This window comes from Bradyrhizobium sp. INPA03-11B, from assembly GCF_040446015.1.
GTDB lineage: Bacteria > Pseudomonadota > Alphaproteobacteria > Rhizobiales > Xanthobacteraceae > Bradyrhizobium > Bradyrhizobium macuxiense_A.
Map to the genome: position 1 here is coordinate 101196 of NZ_JASGSR010000005.1, position 16936 is coordinate 118131.

Consider the following 16936-nt stretch of genomic DNA (forward strand, 5'->3'; position numbering starts at 1 on the left):
ATGAACGTATTCTCCTCCGTCAATACCGAGGCGAAGGTCGCGACCGAGACCACCGACCAGCTGTGGTACAAGGACGCGATCATCTACCAGCTGCACGTCAAGGCGTTTGCCGACAGCAACAATGACGGCATCGGCGATTTCGCGGGACTGACGGAGAAGCTCGGCTATCTGCAGGAGCTCGGCGTCACCGCGCTGTGGCTGCTGCCGTTCTATCCCTCGCCGGGCCGCGACGACGGCTACGACATCGGCGACTACGGCGACATCAATCCCGATTTCGGGACGATGAAGGACTTCAAGCGCTTCATCCAGGAAGCCAAGAAGCGCGGCCTGCGCGTCATCACCGAGCTCGTCGTCAACCACACCTCGGATCAGCATGCCTGGTTCAAGCGCGCACGCCGCAGCCCGCCGAATTCGAGCGCGCGCAGCTGGTACGTCTGGAGCGACACCGACCAGAAATACCTCGATACGCGGATCATCTTCACCGACACGGAAAAGTCGAACTGGACCTGGGATCCGGAAGCCGGCCAATTCTACTGGCACCGCTTCTTCTCGCACCAGCCGGATCTGAACTTCGACAATCCGCGCGTGGTGCGCGCCATCGTGCAGGTGATGAAGCGCTGGCTCGACACCGGCGTCGACGGCTTCCGGCTCGACGCCATTCCCTATCTGTGCGAGCGCGACGGCACCAACAACGAGAACCTGCCGGAGACGCATGCCATCATCAAGCGGCTGCGCCGGGAGCTCGATGCCTATGCCAAGGGCAAGATCCTGCTGGCCGAGGCCAATCAATGGCCGGAGGACGTGCAGGAATATTTCGGCCATGGCGACGAATGCCACATGGCCTATCACTTCCCGCTGATGCCGCGCATCTATATGGCGATCGCGCAGGAAGACCGCTTTCCGATCACCGACATCCTCCGGCAGACGCCCGACATTCCAGCCGCTGCCCAATGGGCGCTGTTCCTGCGCAATCACGACGAGCTGACCTTGGAAATGGTCACCGACGTCGAACGCGACTATCTGTGGTCGACCTACGCCAACGACCCGCGCGCCCGCATCAATGTCGGCATCCGCCGCCGCCTTGCGCCGCTGATGGACAATGACCGGCGCAAGATCGAGCTGATGAACTCGCTCTTGCTGTCGTTCCCCGGCACGCCGATCATCTATTACGGCGACGAAATCGGGATGGGCGACAACATCTATCTCGGCGACCGCAACGGGGTGCGGACGCCGATGCAATGGTCGCCGGACCGCAACGGCGGCTTCTCGCGCGCCGACCCGGCGCGGCTCTACGCGCCGATGATCATGGACCCGGTCTACGGCTACGAAGCCGTCAATGTCGAGGCGCAGTCGCGCAGCCTGTCGTCGCTGCTGTCGGCGACCAAGCGCCTGATCGCGGTGCGCAAGTCGACGCTGGCGTTCGGGCGCGGCACCATGACCTTCATCCGCCCCGAGAACCGCTCGGTGCTGGCCTATGTCAGGCAGTATCAGGGCGAGGTCATCCTGTGCGTCGCCAATCTGTCGCGTTCGGCGCAGGCGACCGAGCTCGACCTCTCCGCCTTCAAGGACCGCATTCCGCTCGAAATGCTGGGACGCACGCGCTTCCCCGCGATCGGCGAATTGCCCTACATGATCACGCTGGCGCCCTACGGCTTCTACTGGTTCCAGTTGCAGGAGCGCGACAAGTCCGAGCCGGTGAAGCCGCGGGCGGTTCCGGAATTCGAGACCCTGGTGGTGCCGCTCAATTCGACCTGGACGTCGCTGGCCCGCGAGCGCGGCGTGTTCGAGCACGACGTGCTGCCCGGCCATCTCGCCCGCACGCGCTGGTACCCGGAGCATTCCGCCAAGGCGATCCAGCCGTCGCTGGTCTCCGCGATCCCGTTCTGCGACATCGGCGACAACCGGCCCTGGCTGATCTTCTTCGAAACCACCGAGCGCGGCAACACCAGCCGCTACGTGCTGCCGATGCAGATCGAGTGGGTGCGCTTCGACCGCGAGCGCTACAACCCGCGCGCCTTCGCCGCCGTCCGTCAGGGCGCGCGCGAGGGCACGCTGCTCGATGTCGCCACCGACCAGATCTTCACCGGCCTGTTCCTGCGCAACTTGCGGGAAAACCTCACGGTCAACGAGAGCGAGCAAGGCCTGAAGCTCGAATTCCGGCCGACCAGCCGCTTCTCCGACCGCCCGGTGCGGCAGCCCGAGCGCATCCGCGTCTTCGAGAACGATCAGCCGCATTCGACCGCACTGGTCGACAACGAGTATGTCACCAAGATCTATCGGAAGCTCGAGGTCGGCATCAATCCGGAGATCGAGATGGGCCGCTTCCTCACCGAAGTGGTCAATTTCCCCAACACGCCCGCGTTGCTCGGCACCTCGGAGCTGGTGGACGGCGACAATCGCAGCGCGATCGCGGTGCTGCACGCCATGGTGGTCAACCAGGGTGACCTCTGGAATGTCGGCGCCTCGCACCTCGACCGCCTCGTCGAGCGGCAGCGTCTGCTTGCGGCGAGCGAACATCCGGAGGAAAACGGCGATCACGCCACCTATCTGCGCCACCTGTCCCATGGCGGAAAGCGTCTCGCCGAGCTGCACATCGCGCTCGCCAGCAACCGCGACCTGCCGGACTTCGCGCCCGAGCCGAGCAGGCCCGAGGATCTGCAACGCTGGAACGACGAGATCATGGCGCGCGCCGAGCGGGTGTTCGACACGCTGAAGCAACGGCGCGGCTCCCTGAAGGAGGCCGACCGGCTGCTGGCCGATCAGTTGCAGGCCCAGCACGACATGCTGCCGGAGCGGCTGAAGGCGCTGCTGCCGCGCGAGAGCGACGGGCTCAACATCCGTCATCATGGCGACCTGCATCTCGGCCAGTTGCTGGTGGTCAAGGACGACGTCTTCATTATCGATTTCGACGGTGGGCCGGGCCGCACCATCGCCGAGCGGCGCCGCAAGGCGCCGGCAGCACGCGACGTCGCCGGCCTGATCCGCTCGATCGACTATGCCGCCACGGCGGCGCTGGAACGCGCGCTCAAGGTTTCGCCCGACGAGAGCGGCAGGTTGAGCCTCGCTTTGGCCGAATGGCGCGACCAGGCCACGGACGCCCTCCTGGCGGCCTACCGCGAGACCATCGCCGGCCAGCGCCTTTGGCCCACCGACGCCAAGGCGGCCGATCGCCTGCTCAGCTTTTTCCTGCTTGAGAAAGCCTTCTACGAGATCGAGTATGAGCTGGCCAACCGGCCGGATTGGCTGCGGGTGCCGCTGACCGGCCTGTTAAGGATTTTGGCGCAACAGCCGCATGAGGTTGCATGAGCAAACTGCCCGCCGAGGCCTATGCCATCATCGAGGGCCGCCACTCCGATCCGTTCCACTATCTCGGGCTTCACACCGAGGGGGATCGCAACGTCGTGCGCGCCTTCCTGCCCGATGCCGCCAATGTCGAGGCGATCGGCGAGCATGGCGAGACGGCGCCGCTGGCGCGGATCCACGACGCCGGCCTGTTCGCAGGTCCCCTGCCGAACGGATCGACGCGCTATCAGCTCCGCGCCCGGTTCGGCGACAATGTCGTCGAACTGGAGGACGCCTACCGCTTTCCGCCGATCCTGAGCGATTTCGATCTCTATCTGCTCGGCGAAGGCACCCATCAGCGGGTCTATGACACGCTCGGTGCGCATCCGATGACGCTCGACGGCGTCGACGGCATCGGCTTCGTGGTGCTGGCGCCGAACGCGCGGCGGGTCAGTGTGGTCGGCGACTTCAATTTCTGGGACGGACGGCGGCATCCGATGCGGGTGCGCGGCCCGGGCTATTGGGAGTTGTTCATCCCACGGGCGCGCGTCGGCGACCACTACAAGTTCGAGATTATCGGGCGCAACGGCCAGCATCTGCCGCTGAAGTCCGATCCGCTGGCGTTCGCCGCCGAGGTGCGTCCGAAGACCGCCTCGATCGTGATCGACGAGCGCAAGATCCCGCACCCACGCCCGGCGCCCGATCGCGTCAACGCGCTGAGCTCGCCGATGTCGATCTACGAGGTCCATCTCGGCTCGTGGCGCCGCAAGGGCCGCAATGAGTGGCTGACCTACCGCGAGATGGCGGAGCAGTTGCCGGCCTATGCCAGCGACATGGGCTTCACCCACCTCGAATTCCTGCCCATATCAGAGCATCCGTTCGACGGCTCCTGGGGCTACCAGCCGACCGGCATGTTTGCACCGACCAGCCGGTTCGGATCGCCCGACGATTTCGCCGCGCTGATCGACGCCTGCCACGGCGCCGGCCTCGCCGTGCTGCTCGACTGGGTCCCCGGACATTTCCCCGACGATCCGCACGGTCTTGGCAATTTCGACGGCACCGCGCTCTACGAGCACGCCAATCCGTTGCAGGGCCGGCACCTCGATTGGGGCACGCTGATCTACAATTACGGGCGCACCGAGGTCACCAACTTCCTGGTGTCGAACGCGCTGTTCTGGCTCGATCGCTACGGCATCGACGGGCTGCGCGTCGATGCCGTCGCCTCGATGCTCTATCTCGACTACAGCCGTCCCGCGGGCGGCTGGATTCCGAACAAATATGGCGGCCGGGAAAACATCGACGCGATCGACTTCCTGCGCCGCTTCAATACCGAGCTGTTCGCGCATTTCCCGCAGGCAACGACCGCCGCGGAGGAATCCACCGCATGGCCGCAGGTGTCGCGTCCGGTCGAATATGGCGGGCTCGGCTTCGGCTACAAGTGGAACATGGGCTGGATGCACGACACGCTGAAATATATCGGCAAGGATCCCATCCACCGCAAATATCACCACGGCGACATCCTGTTCGGCCTGCACTACGCCTTCTCGGAGAACTTCATCCTGCCGCTGTCCCACGACGAGGTCGTGCACGGCAAGCGCTCGATCCTCGGCCGCATGCCGGGCGACGACTGGCAGCGCTTTGCGAATTTGCGCGCCTATTACAGCTTCATGTTTGGCCACCCCGGCAAGAAGCTGATGTTCATGGGCTGCGAGTTCGGCCAGGAGCGCGAGTGGAATCACGACTACTCGATCGATTGGCATCTGCTGCAACAACCGCGGCACAGCGGCATCCAGAATCTGGTCCGCGACCTCAACCGGCTCTATCGCGCGCTGCCGGCGCTGCATGAGCTCGACTGCGACCAGGCCGGCTTCGAATGGGTCGTCACTGACGATGCCAACAACAACGTGTTCGCCTGGATCCGCAAGGGCAATGATGCCCGCGCACGCTGCCTCGTGATCACGAACTTCTCGCCCAACGTCTATCGCAACTATCGCGTCCGCGTGCCGTTCGCGGGCAAGTGGCACGAGGTGTTCAACTCGGATTCCTCGCATTACGGCGGCACCAATGTCGGCAATATCGGCGAAGTGCGCGCCTCGGAAGGCGCCACGCCGGAACTGAGCCTGACCATCCCGCCGCTGGCTGCGATCTTCCTCGTACCGGAAAGCTGATTCATGCGACTGACCGGGGGAACCTCCGCACGGCTCGGTGCAAGCTGGGACGGCAGGGGCACCAATTTTGCGTTGTTCTCGGCCAATGCCGAGAAGGTGGAGCTGTGCCTGTTCGACGGTCAGGGCCGCCGCGAGCTCGAGCGGATCGAGCTGCCGGAGCGCACCGAGGACGTCTGGCACTGCTATCTCAATGACGTTTCGCCCGGCCAGCTTTACGGCTATCGCGTCTACGGGCCCTACGCGCCGGAGCGCGGCCACCGCTTCAACGCCAACAAGCTGCTGCTCGATCCCTACGCCAAGCGGCTGGCCGGCCGGCTGGTGTGGAGCGATGCGCATTTCGCCTATCGCACCGGCAGCGCGCGCGAGGATCTCTCCTTTGACCGGCGCGACAATGCCCGCGGCATGCCGAAGGCCGTCGTGGTTGACGAGACCTTCAACTGGGGCCGCCGCGAGATCCGGCCGCACGTTCCTTGGGCCGACACCATCATCTACGAGGCCCACGTCAAGGGCCTGACGCAGAAGCGCGAGGACGTGCCGCCGAACCTGCGCGGCACCTATGGCGGCCTGTCGTCGCCGGCGATGATCGACCACCTCAAGCGGCTCGGCGTCACCACCATCGAACTGTTGCCGATCCACGGCCTGATCGACGACCGTGTGCTGGTCGAGAAGAAGCTGTCGAACTACTGGGGCTACAACACCATCGCCTTCTTCGCACCGGAGGCGCGCTACGCCCAGGACAATGCGCTGGACTCGTTCCGCACGACGGTGGCGCGGCTGCACGATGCCGGCATCGAAGTGCTGCTCGACGTCGTCTACAACCACACCGCCGAGGGCAACCATATGGGCCCGACGCTGTGCTTCCGCGGCATCGACAATGCCTCCTATTACTGGCTGAACCGCGAGAACCCGCGCTTCTATGACGACTTCACCGGCTGCGGCAGCTCGGTCAACCTCACCCATCCGCGCGTGCTGCAGATGGTGATGGATTCGCTGCGCTACTGGGTCGAGGTCTGCCATGTCGACGGCTTCCGCTTCGATCTCGCGACCACGCTGGCGCGCGGGCCGAACGGGTTCGATCGCAACCATCCCTTCCTCACCGCGATCCGCCAGGACCCGGTGCTGGCGACCGCCAAGATGGTGGCCGAGCCCTGGGACCTCGGCCTCGGCGGCTACCAGGTCGGCGCGTTTCCGTCGCAATGGTCGGAGTGGAACGACCGCTATCGCAGCGCGATGCGGCGCTATTGGAGTGGCGAAGGCAGTCTGATCGGCGACATCTCCGGCCGCATGACGGCGTCCTCGGATCTGTTCCACCACGACAACCGCGCGACCCGCGCCAGCGTCAACCACATCACCGTGCATGACGGCTTCACGCTCGCCGACCTCTTCAGCTACAACGAGAAGCACAATGAGGCCAATGGCGAGGACAATCGCGACGGCTCCAACGACAATCACAGCAACAATTGCGGCCATGAAGGCCCGACCGACGACTCCACGGTCATCGCACTGCGCCGGCAGCTCAGGAAGAACGCGCTGGCCTGCCTGCTGCTCGCGCAGGGCACACCGCTGATCCTCGCCGGCGACGAGGTCGCCAACACGCAAGGAGGCAACAACAACGCCTATTGCCAGGACAATGAGACCGGCTGGATCGGCTGGGACAACCTCGGCACCGACGATGACGCCATCGATTTCATCGGCCATCTCACCGCGCTGCGCCAGCGCTTCGGGCAGATCCGCTGCCAGAGTTGGCTCGACGGCCGCCGCACTGACGGCAGCTATGGCGTGCTCTGGCTGACGCCCGCTGCTGAGGAGATGAAGGAGTCCGACTGGAAATTCCCCGAGAGCCGGTTCCTCGCCTATGTGCTGGGGCCGATGGAACCAGGACAGGCGCCGATCTTTATCGTGCTCAACGCCGCACCGCAGGAGATCGTGTTCAGGATGCCGAGGATGGCGGAATACAGCAGCTGGCAGCAGGTCTTGAACACGACCAAGACGGAGCAAACGGGCGAGCTCATCGTATCGGGCGCTGACGCCACGGCACCGCCGCGCTCCGTGCTGGCATTTGCAGGCTCCGCATGAGCGCGCAGCATTTCGGACCCGAACTCACCGCTGATGGCGCGCGCTTCCGGCTCTGGGCGCCGGCGGCGAAGCGCGTCGACCTCCTGCTCGACAAGCCGCATGCGCTCACGCGCGATGCGGCCGGCTGGTACGTCGCCGAAATCCCGGGTGCGCGCCCCGGCGCACGTTACAAATTCCGCGTCGACGACGAGGTCGATGTCCCCGACCCCGCCTCCGCCTTCCAGCCGGACGACGTGTTCGGCCCGAGTGAGGTAATCGATCACACCGCCTTCAAGTGGCGCGCGACGGAGTGGCGTGGACGTCCCTGGCATGAGGCCGTGATTCTCGAGGCCCATGTCGGCACCTTCACGCGGGAGGGCACCTACCGCGCCATGATCGACAAGCTCGATCATCTGGTGGCAACCGGCATCACCGCGCTCGAACTGATGCCGCTGGCGGATTTCGCAGGGAAGCGCAACTGGGGCTATGACGGCGTGCTGTGGTACGCGCCCGACAGCGCCTACGGCCGGCCCGAAGACCTCAAGACCCTGATCGACGAGGCGCATCTGCGCGGGCTGATGGTGATGCTCGACGTGGTCTACAACCATTTCGGGCCCGAGGGGAATTATCTCGGCCACTATGCACCAACGTTCTTCAGCGACGCGCATACGCCGTGGGGCAGCGCGATCGATTACCGCGTGCCTGAAGTGCGCGCGTTTGCGATCGGCAGCGTGGTGACCTGGCTGCGCGATTATCGCTTCGACGGGCTGCGGTTCGACGCGGTCAACACCATCGTCGAAGCCGGCGAAGTCTCCATCCTGCACGACTTCAGCAAGGCCGCCGGCAAGCTCGCCACCGAGACCGGCCGGCAGATCAACCTCGTGCTCGAGAACGGCGACAACATTGCAAGCCTGCTCGATGCCGCCGAGGACCCGCCGCACGGCAAATTCCGCGGCCAGTGGAACGACGACTATCATCACGCCTTGCACGTGCTGCTGACCGGAGAAAAGCAGGGCTATTACGGCGACTACCGGGCGCCGAAGCAGGACCTCGCGCGCGCATTGTCGTCCGGCTACATCTACCAGGGCGAAGTCTCGGAGTTTTGGGGCGGCAAGGCCCGCGGGGAACCGAGCGGCATGCTGTCGCCGATCTGCTTCATCAACTTCCTGCAAAATCACGACCAGATCGGCAACCGGCCGCTCGGCGATCGTCTCGAGAGCATCGCAAAGCCGGAGGCGATCGAGGCCGCGCTGGCGGTGACGTTGATCGCGCCGACCACGCCGATGCTGTTCATGGGCGAGGAATGGGGCGCGATGACACCCTTCCCGTTCTTCTGCGATTTCAAGGGTGACCTCGCCAACGCGGTCCGCGCCGGACGGCGCAAGGAGTTCGCCTGGGCCTATGCCAAATATGGCGACGACATTCCCGATCCGCTTGCCGAGGAGACCGTGCGATCGGCCGTGCTCGACTGGTCGGCACTCGGCCACGATCCGGCGCGCACACGGCTGGCACTGGTGCGCGACCTGCTCGCCGTACGGCGGCGCGAGATCACGCCGCGGCTCACGGGGGCGCGCTTCGGCGGCGACCGCGTCGCGGGCGATCTCCTGACCGCGCATTGGCAGATGGGGGACGGCCGCACGCTGTGGCTCACGGCCAATCTGTCGGATCGGGATATCAGCGGCGTGACGGAACCGAAGGGAACTGCGATCTGGGGCGGCGCGTTGTCGAGCGACCTCCCCGGCTGGGCGGTGCGCTGGCACATCGGATAGCACAATGCCTCCGGCGATCCCGATCGCGACCTATCGACTGCAACTCACTGCCGATTTCGACTTCGATGCCGCCGCCAATGTGGCGCCCTATCTGAAGGCGCTCGGCATCAGCCATGTCTACGCCTCGCCCTTCATGAAGGCGCGCAAGGGCTCGACCCATGGCTACGACGTCGTCGACCATACCAAGTTCAATCCGGAACTCGGCGGCGAGGAAGGCTTTGCGCGGTTCAGCGACGCACTGAAGCGCAACGACCTCGGCCTGATCCTGGATTTCGTGCCCAACCATGTCGGTGTGCATTACGCCGATAATCCGTGGTGGCTCGACGTGCTGGAATGGGGACCGGCGTCGCCGCATTCGGTCTCCTTCGACATCGACTGGGACCAACTGCCCTATCGCGCGCGCGGCGGCGTGCTGCTGCCGATCCTCGGCTCGTCCTATGGCCAGGCGCTGGAGCGCGGCGAGATCGAGCTGCGCTTCGACGCAAACGAAGGCAGCTTCTCCGCCTGGTATTTCGAGCATCGCCTGCCGATCGCACCGGAGCGCTATGGCGAGGTGCTGCGGACCATCGTCCGCGAGGCCGGCGCCGAGGACAGCACTGCCGGGCGCGCTCTGCTTGAGCTCGCCGCCAGGTATCGCGGGCTGCGTCACCCGAACCGCAAGGAAGCACCGGCCCTGAAGGCCGCGATCAAGGCGATCGAGGGCAGTGCCGAGACCATCGCGCGCGGGCTCGATGCCTATCGCGCGGGCGAGGATCGCCCCACCCAGACATTGGCGCTGCATCATCTCCTCGAACGCCAGCACTACAAGCTCGGCCATTGGCGGCTTGCCTCCAGCGACATCAACTATCGCCGCTTCTTCGACGTCAACACGCTGGCCGGCCTCAGGGTCGAGGACGCCTCAACCTTCGAGGCGAGCCACAGCCTCGTCAAGCGGCTGGTCGCGGAAGACCGGCTGCAAGGCCTGCGGCTCGATCACATCGACGGCCTGCGCGATCCCGCCCAGTATTTCCAGCGGCTGCGCCGCCTGATCCGATCAGTGCAGGGCGCCAAGGCCAGGCCGTTCTACATGGTGATCGAGAAGATCCTCGGCGAGGACGAGAGACTGACGAAATTTGCCGGCGTGCACGGCACTACCGGCTATGAATGGATGAACACAATCAGCCAGGTGCTGGTCGATGGCAGCGGCCTCGATCCGCTGAGCGAGATCTGGCGCCAGATCAGCAACCAGTCGCCGAACCTGACGCCGGTGCTGCGCGCGGCCAAGCGCCGCGTGCTGGAGACACTGCTGACCAGCGAATTCACCGTGCTGGCGCGGCTTGTCGCCCGCATTGCCAGCGGGCACTATTCGAGCCGCGATTTCTCCGCCGACAGCCTGCGGCAGGCGCTCGAGCTCTATGTGCTGCACTTCCCGGTCTACCGCACCTATCTCACCGGCTCCGGCCCGACCGCGCATGACCGTGCGCTGATCAGCGAGACCATCGAGCGCGCCCGCGCCGACTGGTTCGCCGCCGACGAAGGCATTTTCGATTTCCTGCGCGATGCCTTGACCATGGACCTGCTGAAGCCCGGCCGGCCGCCACACAGCGCGCCGCGGGTGCGGCGCTTCGCGCTGAAGGTGCAGCAATTCACCGGGCCGATGATGGCAAAGTCGCTGGAGGACACCACGTTCTACCGCTATCACCGCCTGCTCGCGCTCAACGAGGTCGGCGGCGATCCCGCGGCAAGCGCGATCGCGCCCGAGACCTTCCACGCCATGATGCAGGCCCGTGCCCGCGAATGGCCGCACGGCATGACCTCGACCGCGACCCACGACACCAAGCGCGGCGAGGACGCCCGCGCCCGCATCATGGCGCTGGCGGAGATCCCTGGCGAATGGACCAGCGCGGTGGCGCGTTGGAAGGTGCTGAATGCGCCGCATCTGGTGCTGGATGGCGAGATGCGGGCGCCATCGGCGACGTTCGAATACATGCTGTACCAGGCCCTGCTCGGCGCCTGGGACCCGGACGATCCATCGCTGCTTGCGCGCATCCAGGCCTATGCGCTGAAGGCGGCGCGCGAAGGCAAGCAGGAAACCAGCTGGCTCAATCCGCACGAGCCTTATGAGGCCGGCGTGAAAACCTTCATCGACCGGATCCTCGATCGCAAGAGCTCGCCCGAATTCCTCGACGCGCTGGACACACTGGCGCGGCGCACCGCGCTGATCGGCGCGCTGAACTCGCTCAGCCAGATCACGCTGAAGGCGACGATGCCGGGCGTGCCGGATTTCTACCAGGGCACTGAAAGCTGGGATCTTTCGCTCGTAGACCCCGACAACCGCCGTCCGGTCGACTTTGCCGAACGTGCGGAGCTGCTCGCCGCGCTGGAAGCGCCGGATTGGGACGCGCTGACCGACAACTGGCGCGATGGCCGCCTGAAATTCGCGTGGACGCGACATCTGCTGCGACTGCGCAACGAGCTGCCCGAAGTCTTCACCAGCGGCGCCTACGAACCGCTCACCGTCAGCGGCCCGCATCGCGATCATGTCGTCACCTTCGCAAGGCGCCATGGCCGCGAGGCCGCCATCGTCGCGGTGGCGAAATCATTTGCGCCGGTCACGCAGGGCGGACGCAGCTGGCCACGCGCGGAGGCCTTTGAAGGCGAGATCGACCTGACTGGATACGCGCTCCCGGGCGGCGACAGCAGCATTCAGCTCGCGACGCTGTTCGCCAAGCTGCCGGTCGCGGTGCTGAAGGCGAAGGCCGCGGCTGGCACAAAGCAGGCCCCAAGACGCGCACGCGCACACGGCTGACGTCGTGCGTCAACGCTTGGTCAGCAGCAACTGCCCGCTCTTCTGAATGGCGGCCTGCGCGACCTCGGCGAAGCGTTGCAGCAGCCACGGCAACGTCACCTCCAGCCGCACATTGGTATCCTCGACATCGAGATGTCCGGCCGCGACCTGCCCCAGCGCGCGGACACGAAAGATCATGCGGTTGTTCTCCCAGCGCTCCTCGTCGACGCTCATGACCGGTACGTTCGCCGCTGCGCGCGACAAGCCGGTTTTCAAGCGGCGCATGGCCTCGTCGCGGCCGAGGCTGTGGGGAATCGAGACGATCAGCGGAGCCGACATCGCGGTGCACTCCTCCATGGATTCCGCTCATGTAGTTCTGTTCCACTGCAAATGGAAGATCACACAGTTTTATCGCGCCGCTCAACCCGGAACCTTCATTGTGACGGGTTGTTGCCTCCGAAGGGCAGAGACAGCAGGCCCTCGGGGCTGAGGAGGATTGAGATGTCACTTGGAACGATCATTCTTATTATTCTGATCATCGCACTGCTTGGCGGCTTCAGCGGCATCGGCGGCGGACCGTTCTATGGCACCGGCTATTACGGCGGCGGCGGCCTTGGCCTTGTGGTCGTGATCCTCCTGATCCTGCTCCTGCTCGGGCGGCTATAGCGCGTGGACGTTTGTTGCGTCGTATCCACATCAATAACTGTCATCACCCGCGAAAGCGGGTGATCCAGTATTCCAGAGACGTTGATGATTGAACCGATGAGCCGCGGCGTACTGGATACCCCGCTTGCCGCCTTCGCTAAAGCTTCGGCGGGCCCAGCCCCTTTACCCCGGCGAAGCCTTGGCGAAGACGGGTCGCGGGGTATGACGAGGAGAAGGCGCTCACTGCGCCGCAAGCTTCTTCATCGCCGCCTTGATCGATGAGGCTGCCTCCTCATAGCCGTCCCAGGCCTTGGACTTCGCGAGCAGCGCCGGCACGGAGCGGACCGTGTACTTCTTCGGATCGAGATCGCCGCGCACCTGCGGCCAGGTCAGCGGCATCGACACCGTCGCGCCCGGACGCGCCCGCGGCGACAGCACCGCGACCGCGGTCGAGAGCCGGTCGTTGCGCAGATAGTCGAGGAAGATCTTTCCGGTGCGCTTGGCCTTCGACATGTTGATCAGATAGCGCTCGGGATCATCCTGCGCCATCCACTGGCAGATGCCTTGCGCGAACGCCTTGGCCTCCTTCCAGGTCACCTTGTCCTTCGCGCCTGACAGCAGCGGCGCCACGACGTGAAGGCCTTTGCCGCCGGTGGTCTTGCAGAAACTCTCGAGGCCGACCGCGGTCAGCCGCTGGCGCATGTCCTTGGCGGCGTCGATCACGTCGGAGAACGCGACGTCGGGTGCGGGATCGAGATCGAACACCAGCCGGCCGGGCGTGTCATAGGCATCGGGTGCGCAATTCCAGGGATGCAGCTCGAGGCCGCCGAGCTGCGCGACCGCAGCAAGCCCCTCGACCTGGTCGATCTGAAGATAGGGCTTGCGATCGCCGGACACCTTGGCGAGCTTCAGCAGCTTCGACGTGCCGGCCATCGCATGGCGCTGGAAGAAGGTCTCGCCCTTGATGCCGTCGGGCGCGCGCACGATCGAGCACGGCCGGCCCTTGAGATAGCCGATCATCCATTCGCCGACCGCCTCGAAGTAGTTGGCGAGATCGAGCTTGGTCACCGGCGCGCCGTCGCCGGCGTCGGGCCACAATGCCTTGTCCGGGTGCGAGATCGCGACACCCATCACCGCGTTGGACGCTTTCCCTTTCGCCATCGGCTTCACCACGTTGGTTACGACCGGCCGCTCGGCCTCGACCTCATGCGCCGGCTTGTCCTGGCGCAGGCCCTTGAACGCCGCCTGGCGGATATTCTGAGCGTCGGTCCAGCCGGCGAACTCGATCTCGGCGACCAGTTCGGGCTTCAGCCAGTGCACGTCGCGGGTCTTCTTCGGCGCATTCTTGCCGCCGAACGGGTTGGTGTCGGATGCCGCCGCCTTCAGCGCCGGCATGATGCGGCGGACGGTGTCCTGGCCGAAGCCGGTGCCGACGATGCCGACGAAGGCGAGATGATCGTCGCGATAGACACCGGCCATCAGCGAGCGGAATTTGCCGCTGGTGGTCTTCCAGCCGCCGATCACGACCTCCTGGCCGGCGCGGATTTTCGTCTTGGTCCAGTCGTCGGAGCGGCCGGAACGATAGGCGCCGTCGAGCCGTTTGGAGACGATGCCTTCCAGGCCGAGCTTGCGCGCCGAATCCAGCACGGCATCGCCGCGCTCCTCAAAATGCTCGACATAGCGGACCAGGGGATTGCTGCCCTTGCGCACCGCGAGCAGCGCCTTCAGCCGCGCCTTGCGCTCGGTGAGCGGCAGCGGGCGGAGATCCTCCTCGCCGGCAAACAGCAGGTCGAACGCGAAGAAGATCAGCTGGTCCGTCTTGCCGTCGGACAACGCCGCCTGAAGGGTCGAAAAATGCGGCGTGCCGTTCTTGTCGAGCGCCACGATCTCGCCGTCGATCAGGGCATCCGGCAGCCTGCCGGCCTCCTTCACGATGGCGCCGAACTTGTCGGACCAGTCGAGCCCCTTGCGGGTCTTCAGCACAGCCTCGCCGTCCTCGATCCGCAGCTGCACGCGGTAGCCGTCGAACTTGATCTCGTGGCACCAGCCCGCAGCATTCGGCGGGCTCTCGACCGCGGCGCAGAGCTGCGGCGAGACGAAGTCCGGCATGTCGGATACCGGTTTCGGCTTCACCTTCGGCGGCGCCTTCAACTTTTCTTTGGGCGCCGGCGCCTTGGTCCGCGCGCGCGCCTCCGCGGCCATGCCGTGATTGGACTGCCAGACCGCATCGGCTTTGGCCTTGCCGTTCCCCTTCGCCAGCATGAACGGCTTCGGCGCCCGGCCCTTGCCGGCCGCGATCTCGGCCATCGAGCGGCCGGAGGCGACCGAGCGGTCCTCATCGAGGATCCCTTCTCCGTTGCTCTCCACGGCATATTCGTCGCGGTGCTTGATCAGCAGCCAGTTGGTGCGCTTGCCGCCGAAGCGGTCGTTCTTCATCCGCACCAGCACCCAGCTGCCATGCAGCTTGTCGCCGTGCAGCGTGAACTTCAGATCGCCCTTCTTGAAGCCGCGCTCGGGATCATCCGATTCCCAGGTGCCGCGATCCCACAGCTGCACGGTGCCGCCGCCATACTGGCCTTCGGGAATGGTGCCTTCGAAATCGCCGTAGTCGAGCGGATGATCCTCGACCTCGACCGCCAGGCGCTTGTCATGCGGATCGAGCGACGGCCCGCGCGTCACCGCCCAGGACTTGAAGACGCCGTCGAACTCCAGCCTGAAATCATAATGCAGTCGCGTCGCGTCATGCTTCTGGATCACGAAGCGCCGCTGCTCGCTAGGTGCGACCTTGACGTCGCCCGACGGCTCGTTGGTTTTCTCGAAGTCGCGCTTCTTGCGATAGGTGGTGAGATTTCTCAGCGACACGTGCGGGCCTCGGCGCAAACGGTGGCCGCCACGGGGCGCGCGGCCGTCAGGAACCAAAACCTACGGTATCCGTTCAAGTTCCAAACTCAAGCTGTTTGGAGACGATCATGGCCGCTCCCCGCGCCTACTGGAAAGGCACGCTCAAACTCTCGCTGGTATCGTGCCCGGTGGCGCTCTACCCGGCCTCCACCACGGTCGAGAAGACCCGCTTCCACATGATCAACCGGGAGACCGGCAACCGGCTGAAGCAGCAGATGGTCGATACCGAGACCGGCGATATCGTCGAGGGCGACCAGAAGGGCCGCGGCTACGAGGTGAGCAAGGGCAAATATGTCGAGATTGAAAAGGACGAGCTCGAGGCGGTCCAGATCGAGAGCAACCACACCATCGATATCGACAGTTTCGTGCCCGAGGGCGAGATCGACAAGCGCTATCTCGACCACCCCTATTACATCCGGCCCGACGGCAAGGCCGGCGTCGACGCCTTCGCGGTGATCCGCGACGCCATGAAGGACCAGGACCGCGTCGCGCTGGCCCGGATCGTGCTGACCAACCGCGAGCACGTGATCGCGATCGAGCCGCTCGACAAGGGCATGCTCGGCACCACCCTGCGCTACCCTTACGAGGTGCGCGATGCCGACGATTATTTCGACGATATCAAGAGCCCGAAGGTGACGAAAGACATGATCGAGCTCGCCGGCCACATCCTCGACAGCAAGGCCGCGCATTTCGACCCGTCGAAGTTCAAGGACGAGTATGAGACCGCGCTGAAGGCGCTGGTCCGCCGCAAGGCCGCCGGCAAGCCGATCAAGGCGGCCGAACGCGAGGAGAAGCCGAGCAATGTGGTGAGCCTGATGGACGCGCTGAAACAGAGCCTGAAGAGCGGGAAGAGCGGCGCAAGGCGAGCCGGCTCGTCCGCGCGCCGTCCGACCTCGCAGCGCCGTGCCACCAAGAAGGCGCACCGGTCGAGCGCGCGGTCGCGGAAGGCGGGCTAATCCCTCTCCACGTCATTGCGAGCGCAGCGAAGCAATCCATCTTTCCAAGCGCGCGGAGAGATGGATTGCTTCGTCGCTTCGCTCCTCGCAATGACGGGGCGATAGATGTTACCGCTTCTTTCCAGCCTTGCGCTTCTTGGCCGTCTTCCTCTTCTTCGCCGCCTTCTTGGTGGCCTTCTTCGGCACCTTGCGTCCCTTGGCGCGCGCTTCCGACAGGCCGATCGCGATCGCCTGCTTGCGGCTCTTCACCTTCTTCTTGGAGCGGCCGCTGCGCAGCGTCCCGGCCTTGCGCTTCTTCATCACACGCTCGACATCGGTTGATGCCTTCCGCGAGTATTTTCTTGCCATGGCTTCTCTCCCGGTAAGGGAGAACAAGCCTCGATCGGAGCGAAG

Annotated in this window: 10 protein-coding genes; 7 read left to right on the forward strand and 3 right to left on the reverse strand. The window is 65.1% G+C overall.

Features of this window, described 5'->3' with window-relative positions; all coding sequences use genetic code 11:
- The 5 genes from treS to treY are packed head-to-tail and all read left to right on the forward strand — an operon-like array spanning position 1 to position 12062.
- Positions 1-3306, forward strand: a complete 3306-nt coding sequence (treS, locus tag QMZ05_RS03445) for a maltose alpha-D-glucosyltransferase (protein WP_353699491.1) — start codon at positions 1-3, stop codon at positions 3304-3306.
- Entirely contained in the window at positions 3303-5450 is a 2148-nt protein-coding gene (gene glgB, locus QMZ05_RS03450) for a 1,4-alpha-glucan branching protein GlgB (protein ID WP_353699492.1), read from the forward strand. The genes treS and glgB overlap by 4 nt, the downstream gene beginning before the upstream one ends.
- 3 nt (positions 5451-5453) lie before the next feature.
- Positions 5454-7526, forward strand: coding sequence for a glycogen debranching protein GlgX (gene glgX / locus QMZ05_RS03455; RefSeq protein ID WP_353699493.1), 2073 nt, complete (start codon positions 5454-5456; stop codon positions 7524-7526).
- Positions 7523-9274, forward strand: coding sequence for a malto-oligosyltrehalose trehalohydrolase (gene treZ / locus QMZ05_RS03460; protein WP_353699494.1), 1752 nt, complete (start codon positions 7523-7525; stop codon positions 9272-9274). Before glgX ends, treZ begins: the two co-directional genes overlap by 4 nt.
- Before the next feature lie 4 nt (positions 9275-9278).
- Positions 9279-12062 (forward strand): malto-oligosyltrehalose synthase, encoded by a 2784-nt coding sequence (gene treY, locus QMZ05_RS03465; protein ID WP_353699495.1) that lies wholly within the window; start codon positions 9279-9281, stop codon positions 12060-12062.
- A gap of 9 nt (positions 12063-12071) precedes the next feature.
- Here treY and QMZ05_RS03470 read toward each other — a convergent pair whose 3' ends face one another.
- Positions 12072-12380, reverse strand: coding sequence for a polyhydroxyalkanoic acid system family protein (locus QMZ05_RS03470; protein WP_353699496.1), 309 nt, complete (start codon positions 12378-12380; stop codon positions 12072-12074).
- A gap of 162 nt (positions 12381-12542) precedes the next feature.
- Between QMZ05_RS03470 and QMZ05_RS03475 the strand changes: the two genes are divergently transcribed.
- Positions 12543-12707 (forward strand): DUF3309 family protein, encoded by a 165-nt coding sequence (locus tag QMZ05_RS03475; protein WP_353699497.1) that lies wholly within the window; start codon positions 12543-12545, stop codon positions 12705-12707.
- Positions 12708-12926: 219 nt separating this feature from the next.
- Here the strand turns inward: QMZ05_RS03475 and ligD are convergent, their stop codons facing one another.
- Positions 12927-15548: a DNA ligase D gene (ligD, locus tag QMZ05_RS03480; RefSeq protein ID WP_353699498.1), complete on the reverse strand. Its 2622-nt coding sequence runs from the start codon at positions 15546-15548 to the stop codon at positions 12927-12929.
- A gap of 107 nt (positions 15549-15655) precedes the next feature.
- Here ligD and QMZ05_RS03485 point away from each other — a divergent pair, with 107 nt between their 5' ends.
- Complete coding sequence (locus QMZ05_RS03485; protein ID WP_353699499.1) at positions 15656-16543, forward strand: Ku protein; 888 nt, start codon at positions 15656-15658, stop codon at positions 16541-16543.
- A gap of 108 nt (positions 16544-16651) precedes the next feature.
- On the opposite strand, the gene QMZ05_RS03490 is transcribed toward QMZ05_RS03485, so the two are convergent.
- Positions 16652-16891 carry a DUF6496 domain-containing protein gene (locus QMZ05_RS03490; protein WP_353699500.1) on the reverse strand — a complete coding sequence of 80 codons (240 nt, stop codon included), beginning with the start codon at positions 16889-16891 and terminating at the stop codon, positions 16652-16654.
- Positions 16892-16936: the final 45 nt, after the last annotated feature.